At 66.6% G+C, this 16567-nt stretch carries 18 protein-coding genes and 1 tRNA gene; 10 read left to right on the forward strand and 9 right to left on the reverse strand.

The features are described 5' to 3' along the window. Window positions 1-984, reverse strand: a 984-nt coding sequence (ligD, locus tag L978_RS16060; RefSeq protein WP_197055678.1) for a non-homologous end-joining DNA ligase, incomplete at its 3' end; no start/stop codon positions are given. A gap of 58 nt (window positions 985-1042) precedes the next feature. Here ligD and ku point away from each other — a divergent pair. Next, window positions 1043-1852, forward strand: a complete 810-nt coding sequence (gene ku, locus L978_RS16065) for a non-homologous end joining protein Ku (RefSeq protein ID WP_047524296.1) — start codon at window positions 1043-1045, stop codon at window positions 1850-1852. A 36-nt stretch (window positions 1853-1888) separates the two neighbouring features. Here the strand turns inward: ku and L978_RS16070 are convergent, their stop codons facing one another. Both L978_RS16070 and L978_RS16075 read right to left on the reverse strand, forming a co-directional pair. After that, complete coding sequence (locus L978_RS16070) at window positions 1889-2653, reverse strand: DedA family protein (RefSeq protein ID WP_047524355.1); 765 nt, start codon at window positions 2651-2653, stop codon at window positions 1889-1891. Between the two features lie 97 nt (window positions 2654-2750). Beyond that, a tRNA-Leu gene (locus L978_RS16075) sits at window positions 2751-2832 on the reverse strand. Between the two features lie 139 nt (window positions 2833-2971). On the opposite strand from L978_RS16075, the gene L978_RS16080 reads away from it, so the two are divergent. The 4 genes from L978_RS16080 (at window position 2972) to L978_RS19015 (ending at window position 7811) form a co-directional block, all read left to right on the forward strand. Beyond that, entirely contained in the window at window positions 2972-3889 is a 918-nt protein-coding gene (locus tag L978_RS16080; protein ID WP_081997097.1) for a CpaF family protein, read from the forward strand. Window positions 3890-3997: 108 nt separating this feature from the next. Beyond that, window positions 3998-4474, forward strand: coding sequence for a hypothetical protein (locus L978_RS16085; RefSeq protein WP_047524297.1), 477 nt, complete (start codon window positions 3998-4000; stop codon window positions 4472-4474). Between the two features lie 63 nt (window positions 4475-4537). After that, window positions 4538-6046: a P-loop ATPase, Sll1717 family gene (locus L978_RS16090; RefSeq protein WP_047524357.1), complete on the forward strand. Its 1509-nt coding sequence runs from the start codon at window positions 4538-4540 to the stop codon at window positions 6044-6046. A 1312-nt stretch (window positions 6047-7358) separates the two neighbouring features. Then, window positions 7359-7811 carry a toll/interleukin-1 receptor domain-containing protein gene (locus tag L978_RS19015; protein WP_047524298.1) on the forward strand — a complete coding sequence of 151 codons (453 nt, stop codon included), beginning with the start codon at window positions 7359-7361 and terminating at the stop codon, window positions 7809-7811. Window positions 7812-8091: 280 nt separating this feature from the next. Here the strand turns inward: L978_RS19015 and L978_RS16100 are convergent, their stop codons facing one another. The 5 genes from L978_RS16100 to L978_RS16115 all read right to left on the reverse strand — a co-directional run bounded on the left by L978_RS16100 (window position 8092) and on the right by L978_RS16115 (window position 12385). Continuing rightward, window positions 8092-8466, reverse strand: coding sequence for a hypothetical protein (locus L978_RS16100; protein ID WP_047524299.1), 375 nt, complete (start codon window positions 8464-8466; stop codon window positions 8092-8094). Between the two features lie 7 nt (window positions 8467-8473). Continuing rightward, complete coding sequence (locus tag L978_RS18825) at window positions 8474-8614, reverse strand: hypothetical protein (protein ID WP_156118310.1); 141 nt, start codon at window positions 8612-8614, stop codon at window positions 8474-8476. Continuing rightward, window positions 8611-8988 (reverse strand): hypothetical protein, encoded by a 378-nt coding sequence (locus tag L978_RS16105; RefSeq protein ID WP_047524300.1) that lies wholly within the window; start codon window positions 8986-8988, stop codon window positions 8611-8613. The genes L978_RS18825 and L978_RS16105 overlap by 4 nt, the downstream gene beginning before the upstream one ends. Window positions 8989-9071: 83 nt before the next feature. Beyond that, window positions 9072-9983: a P22 phage major capsid protein family protein gene (locus L978_RS16110; RefSeq protein WP_047524301.1), complete on the reverse strand. Its 912-nt coding sequence runs from the start codon at window positions 9981-9983 to the stop codon at window positions 9072-9074. A gap of 830 nt (window positions 9984-10813) precedes the next feature. Next, on the reverse strand, window positions 10814-12385 hold the full coding sequence (locus L978_RS16115; protein WP_269429719.1) for a recombinase family protein: 1572 nt from the start codon (window positions 12383-12385) through the stop codon (window positions 10814-10816). An 81-nt stretch (window positions 12386-12466) separates the two neighbouring features. Between L978_RS16115 and L978_RS16120 the strand changes: the two genes are divergently transcribed. The 3 genes from L978_RS16120 to L978_RS16130 are packed head-to-tail and all read left to right on the forward strand — an operon-like array spanning window position 12467 to window position 14552. Further along, complete coding sequence (locus L978_RS16120) at window positions 12467-12763, forward strand: hypothetical protein (protein ID WP_047524303.1); 297 nt, start codon at window positions 12467-12469, stop codon at window positions 12761-12763. Further along, on the forward strand, window positions 12760-13617 hold the full coding sequence (locus L978_RS16125) for a type II secretion system F family protein (RefSeq protein WP_047524304.1): 858 nt from the start codon (window positions 12760-12762) through the stop codon (window positions 13615-13617). The genes L978_RS16120 and L978_RS16125 overlap by 4 nt, the downstream gene beginning before the upstream one ends. After that, entirely contained in the window at window positions 13605-14552 is a 948-nt protein-coding gene (locus L978_RS16130; RefSeq protein ID WP_231555085.1) for a type II secretion system F family protein, read from the forward strand. Before L978_RS16125 ends, L978_RS16130 begins: the two co-directional genes overlap by 13 nt. A 21-nt stretch (window positions 14553-14573) precedes the next feature. Here the strand turns inward: L978_RS16130 and L978_RS16135 are convergent, their stop codons facing one another. Then, entirely contained in the window at window positions 14574-15719 is a 1146-nt protein-coding gene (locus L978_RS16135) for an FAD-dependent monooxygenase (protein WP_047524306.1), read from the reverse strand. A gap of 113 nt (window positions 15720-15832) precedes the next feature. Between L978_RS16135 and L978_RS16140 the strand changes: the two genes are divergently transcribed. Beyond that, a complete protein-coding gene (locus L978_RS16140) occupies window positions 15833-16291 on the forward strand; it encodes a GbsR/MarR family transcriptional regulator (protein ID WP_047524307.1) in 459 nt (152 codons plus the stop codon). Window positions 16292-16386: 95 nt separating this feature from the next. Continuing rightward, window positions 16387-16566, forward strand: coding sequence for a hypothetical protein (locus tag L978_RS16145; RefSeq protein WP_047524308.1), 180 nt, complete (start codon window positions 16387-16389; stop codon window positions 16564-16566). Window position 16567: the final 1 nt, after the last annotated feature.

The following is a 16567-nucleotide window of genomic DNA, read 5'->3' on the forward strand; positions in this document are numbered from 1 at the left end:
GAGGGGCGCGGCCGTGGCGCCCCGTGAAGGGGCCGAAGCGCCCCGCGGGTGGCGGGGCCGGTGAGCCGGGGCAGGCGCTGGTGCCGACGAGGCATCCTGCGGGCGGAGCCCGGCGAGCGGATCGATTCCCGCGGCTGCGCGGGCGAGCACCTCGTCGAGGTCGAGCTGGGCCAGATCCGGGTCATCGAGTTCGTCCCAGGTGCGCGGAGCCGCGACCCACGGCTGTGCCCGCCCCCGGAGCGAGTACGGCGAGATGGTCGTCTTCTTGCCGTTGTTCTGGCTCCAGTCCAGGAACACCTTCCCGCCTCGCTCGGCCTTCGACATGACGCTCGTGGCCAGATCGGGATGGTCGTTCTCGATCAGGCGGGCGAGTTCCTTCACGACCGCCGAGATCTCGTCGCTCGTCTGCTCCCCGGGGAGGGCCGCATACAGGTGCAGACCCTTGCTCCCGCTCGTGACCGGGAGTGGATCGAGCCCCATGTCCGTCAGGATGACGCGTGCGAAGCGCGCGACTTCGGCGCACTGTGCGAGTCCGACACCGGGGCCCGGGTCCAGGTCGAGAACGAGGCGATCGGGACGACCCGGGGTCCCGTCCGGAGCGAAGCGCCATTGCGGCACATGCAGTTCGATCGCGGCGACCTGAGCGAGCCACACCAGCGTCGGCACGTCCTCGACGAGGGGGTACTCCTTCGGGCCGTCCGAATGCTGGATCGCCTGCCGCGGGATCCAGGCCGGTGCCCCCGGTTCGAGCTGCTTCGTGAAGAACGCATCGGCGGGAGCGTCCCTCGTCCCGACGCCTTCGACCCAGCGCTTGCGCGTGACCGGGCGTCCGTCGAGGAGGGGCAGGATGAGCGGGGAGATCGCGCTGTAGTAGGCGATGACCTCGCCCTTGGTCGTGCCGGTGTCCGGGTAGACGACCTTGTCGAGATTCGTCACGCGCAGACGGCGACCGTCCACCTGCACGATCTGCCCTGGTCCGACCATGCAGCCAGCGTAGTCAAGGGACTGGTCGCGACGGCTTCGACTGGTGTTCACTGGTGTCATGAGGACGATCTGGAAGGGCGCGCTGACATTCGGGCTCGTGAACGTGCCGGTGAAGGTGTACTCCGCCACGGAGGATCACGATGTGCCGCTGCATCAGGTGCATGAGAAGGACGGCGGCCGCATCCGGTACCAGCGCACGTGCGAGGTGTGCGGCGAGACGGTGGCCTATGCCGACATCGATCGCGCGTACGTCGATGACGGGCAGACGGTGGTGCTCACCAAGGACGACTTGGCCGCGCTGCCGGCCGAGAAGAGCCGGGAGATCGACGTCGTCGAGTTCGTGCCGTCCGACCAGGTCGATCTGCTCACCCTCGACAAGCCGTACTACCTCGAGCCGGACTCGAAGTCCCCGAAGGCGTACGTGCTGCTGCGCAAGACCCTGGAGCAGACGGATCGCACCGCGATCGTGCGCTTCACCCTGCGGCAGAAGACCAGGCTGGCCGCGCTGCGGGTCCGGGGGAAGGTGCTCGTGCTGCAGACTCTGCTGTGGGCCGACGAGGTGCGCGAAGCGGAGTTCCCTGCACTGGATGAGGACGTGCGGATCTCGAAGAAGGAGCTCGAGCTCTCCGCCTCACTCGTCGACAGCTATTCGGCCGACTTCGATCCCGAGGACTTCGTCGACGAGTACCAGAAGGAGCTCCGCACCCTCATCGACGCGAAGATCGAGGCGGGGGACACGTTCGACGTCGCCGAGACGTTCGGAGAGGCCGAGAAGGCTGCGGAGGGTGGCGAAGTCATCGACCTCATGGAGGCACTCCGCGCCAGCGTCGCGCGCACCAAAGAGGAGCGCGCGAAGAACGCAGGCTGACGTCGTCCGCCGAGAGCTCGGCGTACGAGGTCAGGATCAGTGCTTGCCGTCGCCGTCCAGGTCGGGGGCGCGGTCGAACACGTCGGCATCCAGGACGAGCTCCTGTGCCTCCTCGGCATCGGTCACGACGTCTTCGCCTGCCGCCGCGGCCTTCTTCGCCTTGTGGCGCTCCGAGAAGTAGTGCCACAGGGTGACGAGGGCGGTGCCGCCGACGGCGATCAGCAGGATCACGTCGATGTATTGAACCACGAGTGTGCGCACCCACGGGATGTAGGCGATGAGGTACCCGACCATCGTGAGGCCGAAGCCCCAGATCATGGCGCCGATGAAGTTGTAGAGCGAGTAGCGGCGCCACGGCATGTGTCCCACACCGGCTGCGACGGGGGCGAAGGTGCGAACGATGGGGACGAAACGGGCGAGGATGACCGTGAGACCGCCGAAGCGCTCGAAGAACGCATTCGTGCGCTCGACGTTCTTCTTGCTGAAGAGGCCCGACTCCTTGCGCTCGAACACCGCCGGTCCGCCCTTGTGACCGATCAGATAGCCGACCTCGCCGCCGATGAAGGCCGACAGCGCGATCAGGAGCGAGACGACCCAGATGTTCACGCCGAACACATTGCTGGTGTGCGTCAAGAGCCCGGCGATGATGAGCAGGGTGTCGCCGGGGAGGAGGAATCCGACCAGGAGACCGGTCTCGGCGAAGACGATGAAGCACACCACCAGAAGCGCCCAGGGGCCCGCCGCGCCGATGATCGTCTGGGGGTCGAGCCAGGGGATGAGGGCGGTGGGAGCGTGCAGCATGGATTCGAGCACTGGCGGGATTCCCGTCGGTCGTGAGTGGTCGGCGTCAGAGCGGAGCGACGTCAGGGTGGTCTCGCGACGGCGCCATCGTCTCTCGTGCGGAAGGTGGGACTTGAACCCACACGCCCTGGGGCACAGGAACCTAAATCCTGCGTGTCTGCCAATTCCACCACTCCCGCGCGGTGGAATCAGTCTACTGACCGGCGAAACCCCTGTCTGAGCATCAGCCCGCAGTTCATCGCCCCCCGGAGCGCCTGGGAGCGGCGTGCCTGTGGATAACTCCGACGCGGGGGAACCGATCGTTGCGAGGATGCCGGGGTGAGTCATCCGTCTGCCCTGGTCACCGAGCAGGTTCGGCGTCGCCTGCGCACGGAAGGGGTGGATCCCACGATCGATCCCGACGCCGCGCGGCGCATCGCGCACGCGGAGGTCCGTCGTCACGATGACGCTGCTCTCGCACGCGGCGGCGGCCTCATCGAAGACGAAGCGGCCTGTGTCCGTGACGTGCTGGCGTCGCTCAGCGGGTTCGGAGCGCTGCAGCCTCTGCTGGACGATCCCGAGATCGAGGAGATCTGGCTCAACGGCACCGGACACGTGCATGTCGCCCGTGAAGGCGTGGCGGAGCGGACCGGACTGCGCCTCAGCGACACGACGGTGCGCGACCTCGTCGAGCGGATGCTGCAGGCCACCGGTCGGCGGGTCGACATCAGTCAGCCCTTCGTCGACGCCTCGCTGCCGGACGGCTCTCGTCTGCACGTCGCGATCGCCGACGTCGTGCGCGGGTCATGGGCGGTCAACATCCGGAAGTTCCTCCCGAAGTATCGGTCACTCGAGGCTTTGACGGCCCAGGGGATGATGCCCGCGGCGGTGGCTGAGCGGCTGCGGGTGGCGATGAACGACGGTCGCACGGTGATCGTCTCCGGCGCGACCCACGCAGGGAAGACGACGATGCTCGGCGCGCTGCTGGCCTCGTGCGCCGAATCGCAGCGCATCGTCACCGTCGAGGAGACCTTCGAGCTCGCGATCGAGGGTCCTGATCTGGTCGCATTGCAGGGGCGCCAGTCCAGTCTGGAAGGCACAGGGGAGATCACCCTGCGTCGATTGGTGAAGGAAGCGCTCCGGATGCGGCCGGACCGCCTGGTCCTCGGTGAGGTGCGTGATGCCGAAGCGCTCGACCTCGTGCTCGCGCTCAACACCGGAGTGCTCAACAGCACAAATGACACATTAAGTGTCTAACGCGAAGGTCGACTTGCGCAGGTCGACTTTTGCGGTCGGAACAGGCATTTTTCTGTGCAAGAATCGCTCTTGCGCCGACAACAGGCGTAGAGGCGATGGGAGAAGGAAATGACGATTGTCGCGAGGATTCAGGCAGAGGCGACCTGGGCGCCGGTTATGGCTCCGATTGTGGCCGCCGTCGAGCGGTACGGCTGGCTAAGGGTCGAGACGGCTACGCACGCGTGGGCTGGACAGATTCGCCGCGGTGAGGTCGGTTGCCCTGACCTCGTGTCGGCTTGGCGTCGGTCGCTGGCAGACACCGTGCTCGATGCCATCGCCCTACGGGGGATCGAGGGGCTCGAAGAACTAGCCACGCGAGTTGTCTGTGGCGTCGAAGATGCCGCGCCGGGCGCTGGGCCGCTTGACCTAAGGGTCGCTCGGTGGTCGCGCCTGGTGTACGCGCTCGACCGGCAGAGCGGCGCTCGGTCCTCGTTTCCTCTGCCGGTACTTGCGGCTAGTGACCTCGACGCTATCGTCGCCCTTGTTGAGGAGCGAGAGGAAGCCCGGCGACTCCATGCCGAGGAGCGCGGCGTCCGAGTGGCATAGATCGCTGATTGCCTCATTGACCCAAATCCGTACGTATCGGTGGTCTCCCGCTACTATCGGGCCGTGAGCACACAACTTGACCCGGTCGACCTCGTCCGAAGCATTTCCTTCGGAAGTCGAGTGGCGGAAGATGAAGCCAAAGAACTTCGCGACTACTTCGTCCAAACTGAGACTTGGCGCCAGGTGCGCGAGGGGGAGGTCGATGTAGTTCTTGCGCCGAAGGGGAGCGGCAAGAGCGCGATCTATTCGATGTTGCTGGGCGAGCAGGATGCGCTATTCGATGAGAAGGTCTTGCTCGCACCGGGGGAGAACTTGTCAGGTACTCCGGCTTTCGCGGCGTTGACAGCCGAAGCGAGTCTCCCGGAGTCCCAACTGATCGGGATATGGAAGCTGTACTTCCTCGTTCTCATCTCCGAGGAGATAGAACAGTATGACCTCAAATCTGAGAGCTCGAAAAAGCTCTTCGAACACTTGAGAGACGCGGGAATCTTGCCCGAGCATCGTCCCAAGGCGACGCTACTGACGATGGTTCGCGAGTATGTCGCTCGTCTGTTGAATCCGAAGAGCGCCGAAACCTCGATGAGTATCGACGGCGTGACGGGTGCCGTCACAGGCTTCTCAGGGAAGATCGAGTTCTCGGAGCCATCCTTCGCCGCCACAAAAGACGGGCACGTGTCGGTGGATGCGTTGTACGCTCTAGCGGAGAAAGCGCTCCAGGACGCGGGCTACTCGCTTTGGATTGTGCTAGATCGGCTCGACGCGGCCTTCGCGGCTTTCCCTGAGCTTGAGCGCAATGCGCTTCGGGCATTGTTCCGCGCCTACGGCGACCTCGCCTCGTACGAACGTGTGAAGCTGAAGATTTTTCTTCGGAGCGACATCTGGGAAAACGTCACGGATGAGGGCTTCCGCGAGGCGAGCCACATCGTGCGAGAGACCGCGATCGTGTGGGATTCAGACTCTCTTCGACAACTGGTGGTCCGCAGACTGACGCGAAGTGACGCGTTGCTTGCGCACTTCGGTCGGACCGCCGAATCGGTATTGGCCTCGACGGAGTCGCAGAACGCCTTTTTCTACGAGGTCTTCGCACAACAGGTCGATGCCGGGTCTGGCAAGACAGAGACTTGGAAGTGGGCGCTGTCGCGGACCGAAGACGGAACGGGAACCAGTGCTCCCCGAGAGCTGATTCACCTCTTCTCGGAGGTGCGGAATGCTCAGCTTGCGCGACACGAGACGGCGCAGACCGCTCCGGAACCTCCGGCACTCTTCCATCCGAAGACATTCGATGTGGCCCTTCCGGTGGTTTCCAAAGCGCGGCTGGCGAAGACGATCTACGCGGAGTTCAGCGACGTCAAGCCATTCGTCGAAAAACTGGCTCGGCAGAAGACCGAGCACAATTTGGCGAGCCTCGGTCTCCTATGGGGAACGGACGCAAGCCAAACCGCGGACATGGTGCGACGGCTCGTCTCAATCGGTTTCCTCTCAGAGCGCGGAAAGACTCAGAACTACTGGGTACCGTTCATGTACCGCCCGGCGCTTGAGATGATCCAGGGGAAGGCAGACGGCGTCGCCTGACAGATCGCCTCGGGCTGAAACGACAGAAAGCCCCCGCCTGTCAAAGGCGGGGGCTTTCTCTCGGCAACTAGCCGGTGTGCGAAAAACAAACGGACCATACGTATCGACAGCCGAACGCTATGCCGCACCGGGATGGAAGGAGGCGGGGGAGGGGAGTCATCCGCCACCCCCGCGTTGTCTCTCGCGGACGTGCGTTTACACGCCGCGCGGAAGGGGCCGCGTTGTCAAGCGCGAGGTGCACATCGGGCGAGATGACCCGCTCGCCGTGTGGGGTCGTCGATGGCGTGAGCCTTTGCTCGGCGATGTTTAGAGACGCCAATCGAGCCGTGCTCGGGGTGCCACTCGTGGGGTGTGCGCCGCGCCGGGCCTCCGACTTGGCCGTGCAGAACCGCGGCGCTCCACGAAAGTAGATGGGCCGCGAGCGCGATGATGCGTCATGGCAAGAGCGGTCATCGTGCTGGCAGCGCCGCGTTGAGCGGTCGCGAGGAGGGTGAGGCGGAGCGCACGGGTCAGCCGTCGAGGGGAGGGGTGGGCGTGTGCGAACTGGGGTTTTGGACCCGGCGACGGCAGTAGCGCAGAAGCGCAATAGTTCCACTCAAGGAGTGGTCCGACACGCCGACGGAAGTTATCCACAGGTGTGGAACGAAAAAATCGCTTCTGACCGGGCATCCTGTGGATGAGATCGTAGATAGATTCGAACGCCCGCGGGAATCCGCGCAACTAGCGGCATCGAGCGCCGCGCGAACCTGTGGATGAACCTGTGTTCTGCGCTCCGTGGGCGGTGGATAACTACAGCCATGTAACTACTACCGGTTGTGGTCGCCGCCGATGTCGGTACCCATATGTAGTATTTGAATCAAGGCCAGCGATGGCCCAGCCAAAGCACGACAACCCCGATTCCCGGGGGAGCCGGGTCGGGGTTGAGAGCACCAAACTGTAGGAGGGATGGTGTGATCAACTTTAGTACCACCGCAAGGGGGTGAGTCCAACAGGGACTCGCCGCGGGGCTCTAGGTCTCTGGCGCGAGGTTCCGAGGAGGAACCGTATCGTGTCTCTTTGCACTGCACCTGTCCGAGGCCATATTCGAGGGGGCGGCGCTGACTGTCCCGTGCATGGCCGCTCGTCGGGATACCGCTACGGCGGCGGTTACTCGCGACCTACCTACACCCCGCCGCCCGTCTACACGCCGCCGCCGCCTCGTCGGCACGCCAGCTACGCCAGTAAGTCGTCTGGAGGTGGCGGGGGTACTTCGAGCCGCTCCCGGCGCTCGACGGTCACGTACAGCGCGACCGAGTATCGAACGCTCAACCCCGTGCGCCAGGAGGTCGTGCGCCTCGCGAACACAGCTAGCGAGCGCCGCGACTTGTTCCTCTGCCACGCCTGGGGTGACCGTCGAGGCGCCGCACTGGAGTTCTACAACCTCTTGACCGGGCTCGACGTAAAGGTCTGGTTCAGTGAGAAGGACGTTCCCTTGGGTACGCCATTGATGCGGCAGATCGACAAGGGATTGAAGAATTCCCGTGCTGGGATCGTGCTCGTCACCCCGGCATTGCTACAGAGCCTCGATGCAGAAGGCGTCGCGGATCGGGAGCTGTCGGTGCTCCTGAACTCCGGTCGTGTCATCCCGGTCGTGCACGGCACCACGTTCGAGGAGTTGCTCGACGTGAGCCCGATGCTCGCGTCGCACGCAGGGCTGACTACCGCGGATTACGATTCGCTTGACCTGGTCGCCACCATGATCGCTGACACGGTGCTCATCGACTAAGGCATCTTGCGCGAACAGAGAACGCTCATCGCTCGAAGCGATGGGCGTTCTCTGTTGAGAGGGCTCAGGAGGCCACGTACGTCGGCTTGCGTGAGTCGATTTACGTGGTCTGACCCTCACCAGAGGGCGCCCGTCGCGCCGAGTTCCACGTCGGCCACGGGCTCACACCGCGCGGGTCCACAAGTCCGCCGGGTGCACTCGCCACGCCCCCAGAAAGGGGAAAGAATGGGCCGCGAGCTCAAGACAGGCGCCATGGCGGAGCGCGTCGTGCAAGCGAGGTCTAGTAGGGGGAGGGGGTACGTATCGAGCGAGGGCGGGGCCGACCGGAGTGAGCGTTCCGTATGAGCGCTCGCTCGCGCGCGGTGAGGTAGACGCCGCTGGACTCGGCGAGGTTTACGGTGTGCTCGCCGTAGGTCTCCTGATGGATGCCTCGGGGGTTCTCGTACTCGCGGCGCGCCGCGTGGATGACGACGAGGCGCACGACCGCGGGAGCGGAGACAGTCCATATCGCCGCGATTCGGTCGGGGACGTCGGCGAGAGCGAGAGTGGTGGCGTCGTCGAGCGCGAGCTCGGCACGGGTCCGGTCGTTGCCGTCGAGCTCGGCGCCGAGGCGCTCGGTGAGCTCGGAGAGGGCTGGCGGTAGTGCGCTAGACATGGGCGATCTACTTCCTCAATGCGACGAGGCGCGCGGCCCGTTCCGTCGGGGATTCGCCGCGTTGGGCGAGCGCCGTGGCCCGGCGACGGTCGCGCACCGCGTCGTATGCCATGCGGGGCGCGCGGGTCTTGTTCGGGCGGCGGCTCATGACGCGTTCGTCGGGTCCGTCGCGGTGGCCTTGAGGCCGTGGCGTGCGAGCCAGGCGCGGAGCTCGTCGATGGTTGCCTCGTTCGGGCGGGCGAGGACGAACGCGCCCATGGTGGGGGTGAGCGCCGCGAGCGCGGCGGCTGTGAGGAGCTCGATGACCTCCGAGGGAATCTCGAAGCGCGACGCGGCGGCGTCCCGAGCGGTCGCCCACCGTCCCTCGAATGCCTCGACGGCGAGGCCAGCGCCGACGGAGACGAGGGTCTCGTCGGTAACGTCGGCGAGCGAACGTGTGGCGTCCTCGTTGCGCACGAGGCGGACGTAGGCCGCTGTGCGGGAGCCTGTCGGGTCGGTGAGCGGAAGGGAAGTGGAGGTCATGAGTGAGTGTCCAGTCGTCAGAGCGAGCCCGCCCGGTGTGATGCGGGCGGGCTCGCGAGGTGGCGTCGGGCGCCGGAGGGTGGTTATGCGCCGGTAGCGATGCGGACGGCGCCGCCGTGCTCCAGGAGAGTCACGGTGCCGTCCTCGTTGTCGACGGGGAGGGGCATTGCTTGCACCGCGGCGAACGTGCCGACGAGGGAACGGTCGGCGGCCACGTTGCTGTCGTAGTCGACGACAGAGCGGACGGCGAATTGTGCACCGTTCTCCTCGTCGAACACGGGTGTCACGATGCTCGCGCCGTGCGCGGCGCCCTGGGGCACCATAGGGGCGCGGGCGACGAGTGTGAACGCTTGCGGGATGAACGCGACGATGTCCTCGGCGTCGAGTCGAGTGGATTCGACGACCTCGAAGCCGCGCACCTTGCCGTCGGCGTCGAAGCCCTGTCCGACGGGCGCGTCGAGGAGGTCGGCGTAGACCGACGCGCCGACAGCGGCCCGGAGAATCGCGTCGCCGGGGACACCGTTGTCGCGGAGCTCACGTCGGGCGGCGGTGAACGCCTTAGCGGGGGTAGCCGCCGAGTAGGTGATGCCGGTGACGGCGGGCGTCGCGGACATCGCTGTCGCGGTGAGCGCCTCGACCTTGGCCGCGATGGCGCGCGTTTGCGGGGCCAGCACTTGCGCGGCGTAGCTCTTGAGGTCGAGCGAAAGATCGCCCTCCGAGAGCACCGCGAGGTTGTAGATGTGGTCCGCGAGCGTGACCTCGATGAATTGCTCGGAGAGCTCGTCGGCGACGAGTGCGGTCGTCTTGTCGTAAATGCCGCGGGTACGGGTCGGGATGGCCGCGGGGACCGGGACGCGGACCTTGTTGCCCTTGCCGGGAGTGAACTCGGCCTCGACGTCGCGGCTGATGAGCGAGGCGAGGTTGAAGTCGCGACCGACCAGCTTGGCGGCGATGGCGGCGACTTGGTTGATGTCGAGATTGAAGGTGTTTGCCATGGTGGCGGGTCTCCTAGGGGAGTGGGTGGCGCGAGGCGCCCGAATGGATGGATGGAGACCGCGTCTAGCGGTGTCGACGAGCTCGCGCCTTGGCGGCCACGTCAGGTAAAGACGGTGGCGCCCCCGCGGTGGCTCCCACTTGGAGCCCCGACGAGGGCGTCATCCCGAGCCGGAGCGACCGGCGCGGGGTGCCCGCTGTCCCTCGTGCCGTCGCGAATCGGCGGTGAGGCGGGCGGGCAGGCCGACTCGCGGACGGCGAGGCGGAGGTGTGTGGGGTCGGCTCTAGGAGGCGAGCTTGAGTGCGAAGCCCTCGCGAGCGAGTGCCGATAGGTCCGCGCTGAGGGCGGCTCGGCGCTGAGCGTGGCGGCGGACTCGACACGATCCGGAGCACGTCAGGGCGTGACGGCGGGCCGCGGTGAACGTGCGACCACAAGTGAGACAGTCGAGGCGGTGAGACATGGCGGCCCTTTCCGAAGTGTGGCTAACGCTTTCTCTACTTGGATATACCGCCCGGGTGCCCACGGATGCCCAACTCGTCCGGGTCGCGTAGCTGAACAACGGCAGTGGCGTCGTTTAGCTACGCACGTCCGCGACCGACTTAGAAGTTAGTGGTTCGGATTTCACGAAAGCACCGTCCCTGAGACCCTCATTTCCGCGGAATTACGGGGAAAATCCAGGGACGGTGCCCAGGGACGGTGCCCGAAAGCACCGTCCCTATTCGGGCGAGCACCGTCCCTGAGGCCGCGAGCACCGTCCCTGAGAGAGTGTCAATAGGTCAACAACGGCGGCCCGTTGTGCACCTATTTGCCCTCACCGCTAAGCGCCGTCCTCTACTCGCTCATCCCAGCGGCGCCGGATGCCGCGCGGCGGGCCTCTTGGCGCTTGCGGACCCACGCCACGGCGCGGGGGTTCGAGTTCCCGTCGGAAACGAGGCCGAGTTGCTCAGGCGACGGACGCGGGACGATCTCAAATCGCTCAGGGTCAAACTTCTTGCCGCCGCGCTTACCGTTCGCAACGGTGATGTAAACGAAAGCCGCTGACAGGAAGGCTCGTCGCTCCTCGATGTCGGCGCGGCTCCAGAGCTCGGCGATAGTCTCGCCCGTTTCTACGAGCTCGACCTCCGCGGGGGGCGGACCCGCCGCCGAGAGCTCTTGAACGCGGTGCCGGAGCCCCGGTATCTGGGCGATCATGCGCTGTGCGGTGTCTTCGTCTATGTCGGGATTACCCAGGCGGGCTGAGACCGTCGCAAGGGCCTCGCGGGCCTCGGCTAGGGCGATGGCGGGAACCTCACGCATCACCGGCGAAACAACGGGCTTGCTACCGAAGCTCTTGAGGTAGAGAGATTCTACGTATTCCTCCAGTTTGTGAGCGGTGACCGATGGGGCGCCTCCGCCCTCGGGTCGACACCTTTGCGCCTTGGAGCGCTTGGCGCACGAGTAGCGGGGCACACCCTCGCCAGTGATGCCCGCGTACATCGGGCCGCCACAGTAAGCGCATACGAGAAGCCCGGAGAGGAGGCGCGCGCGCTTAAAGGTCGCACGCTGGCGACTCGCGAGCGGTGATGCGGCATTGCGCGCCTCCAGTGTGCTCCGACAAGCTCGCCAGAGGTCGAGGGGGAGAACAGGCTCCCAAATCTGCCTTGGGTTACCCTCATCGTCGCGGAGAACGTCAAACGCGCGTTCCTCCCTCGCGGAGCCGGGCACGCGGGCGGATACTCGCCCCACAATCGACTGGCCCATGAGCGCGCGCCGCACCGTTTGAATCGACCAGGCCGCCGCCGACGGCGGCTTGAGCTCGGTGGAGTTGAGACGTTGCGTGACGGCATAGAGCGCTTCTCCCGCGACGATCCGCTTGGCGGCGTCTGTGAAGAGCTCCACGGCGAGGGGGTCCGGTTCCAGGGCTCGCCCGGTCCCGCTGGGGTGAGGCACCGAGCGATAACCCACAGGCGCCCGCCCACCGTGCCACCGGCCTACCTCTTTGGCGTGCCGCACGAATGATGAGACGCGCGCTGAAGTGTTCTCCGCCTCCATGCGGGCGACCTCGGCGAGAACCGACGCGATGATGCGCCAGGCCGGTTGGTCGCTATTGAGCCCGTCCTGTAGCGCGATAAACAGAGCGTCGGGGCGCGCGTCGAGGGCTTCGATGAGCGCCGAGACCGCCGAGAGACCTTGACGGCTCCAGCGGTCGAACTTCCACACGAGCAGGGCGTCTGCTTTGCCCTCTCGTACCATCGCAAGCGCCTCGAATGCCCGCGTCCGCGACTTCCGGCCCGAGACGCCGTCGTCGATGAGAACAGCCGACACCCTTAGCCCCCGCCGTTCGGCCTCCGCGGTGAGGTCATTTCGCTGGCGCTCGATGGACGTGCTCGCCTCGTCGCGTGCATCGCTCAGCCTGAGATACAGGACCGCCGTGCGCCGATGGGGCGAGGGAGTGCGCGCACATCATGTGTCAATAGTACGTTGGGCGTCCCTGGAGCGTGCACCGTGCACGCGAACTCCGCGACGGAGGCCCTCGAGAAGCTCAGCATGCTGCCGCTCCTGGCCGGCCGCAACATCGATCGCGGCTTCATCGCGCCGGCGATCGCGACGTCGATCGACCTCGTCGTCCATTGCGTGCGCGACCGCTCGGGCCGCCGCTTCGTGCAGGAGATCGTCGCGCCCACCGGAGAGATCGTCGAGGGACGCATCCGCACAGCGCGGGTCTATCTCGACGGCTCGACGACGCAAGGGCGTGCCGGCACCGACAGCCGCCCCGTGCTCCGGATCGGGGTGAACTCGTGACGGTGCTGCTCGGGGCCGCGCTCGCCGCAGGCGTGCTCCTGTGCGTCTCGCCGTGGATGTGGCCGCCTCGTGCGAACGCGCAGCCGGCCGGCAGAGATGGACGGCTCACGCGGTTGATCGAGGAAGCGGGCCTCGTCGCGCTCGTGCCGCGCGTGCTCATCGCGGTGATCGTGGCCGCGGGGATGCTGGCCGCTTCCGTGCTCTGGCTCCTGAGCGGACTGCCCGTGCTTGCCCTGCTCGCCGGAGCGGCGGGGGCGTCTGCGCCGATCCTGTTCCTGCGCGGTCGGCGGCTTCGGCTGCTTCGCGTGCGTCGGCAACTCTGGCCGGACATCTGTGACCTCCTGATCGCCTCGATCCGCGTCGGGCTCTCGCTCCCCGACGCGGTGGCGAGCCTGGCCGAGTCCGCGCCGACCATGCTCCGACCGGCCTTCGTCGTGTTCGCCCGAGACCTCCGGGCGAGCGGCAGATTCGAGACGAGCCTCGACCGGTTGAAGTCGTCCCTCGCCGATCCCATCGGCGATCGGATCGTGGAGACTCTGCGCATGGCCCGTCAGGTCGGCGGTACCGAGTTGATCAGTGTGCTCCGCGCGTTGTCGGCGTCCGTCCGCGCAGATGCCGCGCTTCGAGGAGAAGTCGAGGCGCGGCAGTCGTGGATCCGCGGTGCGGCGATCCTCGGGGCCGTTGCGCCGTGGATCATCCTCGGACTGCTCGTCATGCGCCCGGAGGGGGCTTCGGCGTACGGCACGCCCGAGGGGGTTCTGGTGATCTGCGTCGGAGCCGCGATCTCGGTCGCTGCCTTCCGGATCATGGTCCGCATCGGTCGACTTCCCGAGCCGCGGCGGTGGTTCGGGTGACGGAGGTGTCGGTCGTCGCGGTCGCGGTGCTGGTCGGTGGCACGTTCTCGGCCGGTGTGCTGAGCGTCCTGTTCGTGCTTCCGCGCTGGCGGGCAGCATCCCTGATCGTCCGTATCGGGCCCTACATCCGTGACGTCGTGAGCGACGAGCGGCTGCCCCCAGGCATCCTGCCTTCCTCCGGCGTGCTCCCCGCGCGTTCTCGAACGTTGTGGGACGCCGCTCGAGAGCGGTTCGAGCGTCTGCTCGGCGGGGGAGCCGCCCTTCGACAGCGACTCTCCCAAGCCGGAGTGGCGATCGAACCGTCCGTGTTCCGAGGCAAGCAACTGGGGTGGACGCTCGCCGGGATCGGCGGAGGCGCCATCGTGGTCATCCTCCTCGCACTGGCGGGGCGGATGTCGGTGCCCACGAGTGTCATCCCGGTGGTGTTCGGGGCGCTCGCCGCCGTCGTGTACGACATGCAGCTCTCCGCACGGGCCAGGGCTCGCCGGGTGCGTCTCGCCGACGAGCTTCCGACGACGCTGGAGTTCCTGGCGCTGTGCCTTGCCGCCGGCGAAGGGTTCCTCGACTCCCTCCGACGTGTCGCCGCCGTCGGCACCGGTGAGCTGACAGCCGAACTCCGCCAGGTCGTCCTCGCGGTCGGGACCGGGTCGCCGTTGGCTGACGCGCTGAGCGAGACGGCGCGACGTCTGCAGCTTCCCGGGCTCTCGCGCGCCGTCGACCAGGTGATCGCGGCCCTCGAGCACGGAGCGCCGCTCGCCGCGGTGCTGCACGCACAGGCCGGCGATGCGCGCGAGGACGCGAAGCGCACGCTCATCGAGCAGGCAGGGCGCAAGGAGATCCTGATGCTCTTCCCGCTGGTCTTCCTCATCCTGCCGCTGTCGGTGCTCTTCGCCGTGTATCCGGGACTGTTCATCCTGCGGCTCGGCATCGGCTGACCACCTCGCTGGGGAGGGGTCTCAGCCCTTGATGTACCGCCGCGTCATGTAGCTGCGGACGAGAGGGAAGGAGGCGAGGCGGAGGGGCAGCATGCTCAGCCAGAGGGTCAGGGGATGGGCGGGGGCGTAGATTCCTTTGACCCGTCGCCCGAGCCTCTGCTTGCGTTCCGCTTCGGGGCGGATCGCTGTCTCCCACGCCTGCAGCGCGGCCGGGATGTCGTCAGGTCTGGCGGTGAGTTCTGTGACGAGCCGGTCCGCTCCGCCCACGGCCAGAGATGAGCCGTAGCCGGCGAACAGCGTGACGCACCACGCGGAGTCGCCGAGGAGCGCGACTCGACCCTTGCTCCAGGACGGCACCACCACTTGGCTGACGGTGTCGAAGTAGACGGAGTCGGCTTCCTGGAAGCCGGTGAGTACTTCGGGGATGATCCAACCGAGATCGCCGTAGATACGTCTCAGCTCGGCGTGCACGTCGGCACCCGGGCGCGCATGATCGGCGCGGTAGCCGAAGAAGGCGACGTTGCGACCGTCGCCGGCGCTGATGACGGCGGCGGTGCGACCGCGCGAGGAGTGCGTGCCCGTGGTGCCCGGTGCGATGGATGCGGGGCGCCGCTCGAGCATGGACACGGCGATCTTGTGTTGCAGGTCGACGAGGAAGTCCTCCTCCGGCCCGAACAGCAGGGCGCGGGTGGCCGAGTGCAACCCATCCGCGCCGATCAGCAGATCGGCCGTCTCGACGGTGCCGTCGGTCAGTGCGACGCGGACCTCTCGGTCGTCCTGCTCGAAGGAGGTGAGCGTGGTGCCGAAGCGGATGGTCGTGTGATCCCGGACCCTTTCATACAGGACCGACTCGAGGTCGCCCCGCAGGATCGTCAAGGAGCGCGCGCCGGTGGTGGCAGCGATCGCGGCGCGATCCAGAGCGAAGAGGCGTGAGCCGTCGGACCGGTGATAGCTGAGCTCCGTGGTCTCGAACGAGCGGGCCTGGAGATCGCTCAGGATGCCGATTCGCTCCGCGGCGTCATACCCGATGCCGCCGAAGGTCACGGCATAGCCCCCGTCGCGGCGTGCGGGTGCGCGTTCGACGAGGAGAGTCTCCCACCCGGCCTGGTGCAGGCGGAGGGAGGTGGAGAGTCCGGCGATGCCGGCTCCGATGATGACTGCGCGCATGGATGTCGTCCTTCCTCGCGTCGTGGTCGAGATGACGCGCTTCCGACAGTATCGGAGTTTCAGGAGTTATTGAACAGGCATGATGTTTGATATCGTGCTGCCTGGAGGGTGAGATGACCGACAGGCACACGCAGTGGCAGACCGCCGAACGACTGGCGCTGACGTTGACCGAGGGCGGGATGCAGCGGATGGCGGCGCGCACGCTCGCCGTCTTCCTGTTCACCGACCAGGAGACGGTCACAGCGGGTGAGATCGTCGAGCGGCTGGATGCCAGCGCCGGCGCGGTCTCCAGTGCGATCAAGTCGCTGCTCTCGGTGGGTCTCATCGAGCGTCTGCCCGCTCCCGGGAGTCGCCGCGAGCACTTCCGACTTCGCGACGATGCCTGGGCGACCCTGTTCACCGGCCAGAACACGATCATCGACGCCATGCTCCAGGTCGCCTCAGAAGGCGTCTCCGTCACCGGTGACGATGATCCGGCGCATCAGCGCCTGGCGCAGATGCACGCGTTCTATGAATTCCTGCGGGGCGAGATCCCCGCTCTGCTGCACCGCTGGCAGGAGCGGAACGGCTGACGCGAACTCTCTGGCAGGGGAGGGGCGGACGGCGGCGTCCTGCGGGCTGTGGATAACTTCCGCGCGGGTGATCTCACCCCGGGCAGACTGGCCGCATGATCACACGCCTGCGCTCGTTCTTCCGCGCTCTGTCGGCCGATGAATCCGGTGACGTTCCCGGCTGGGTGCTCGTGACACTGATGACGGCCGGGCTGGTGGTGCTGATCTGGGCGGTCGCAGGACCCGCGCTGACCGCGCTGTTCGAACAGGCGATCCAACGGGTGTCGGGGCTCTGAC

The organism is Microbacterium sp. ZOR0019 (assembly GCF_000800925.1).
Taxonomy (GTDB): Bacteria; Actinomycetota; Actinomycetes; order Actinomycetales; family Microbacteriaceae; genus Microbacterium; species Microbacterium aurugineum.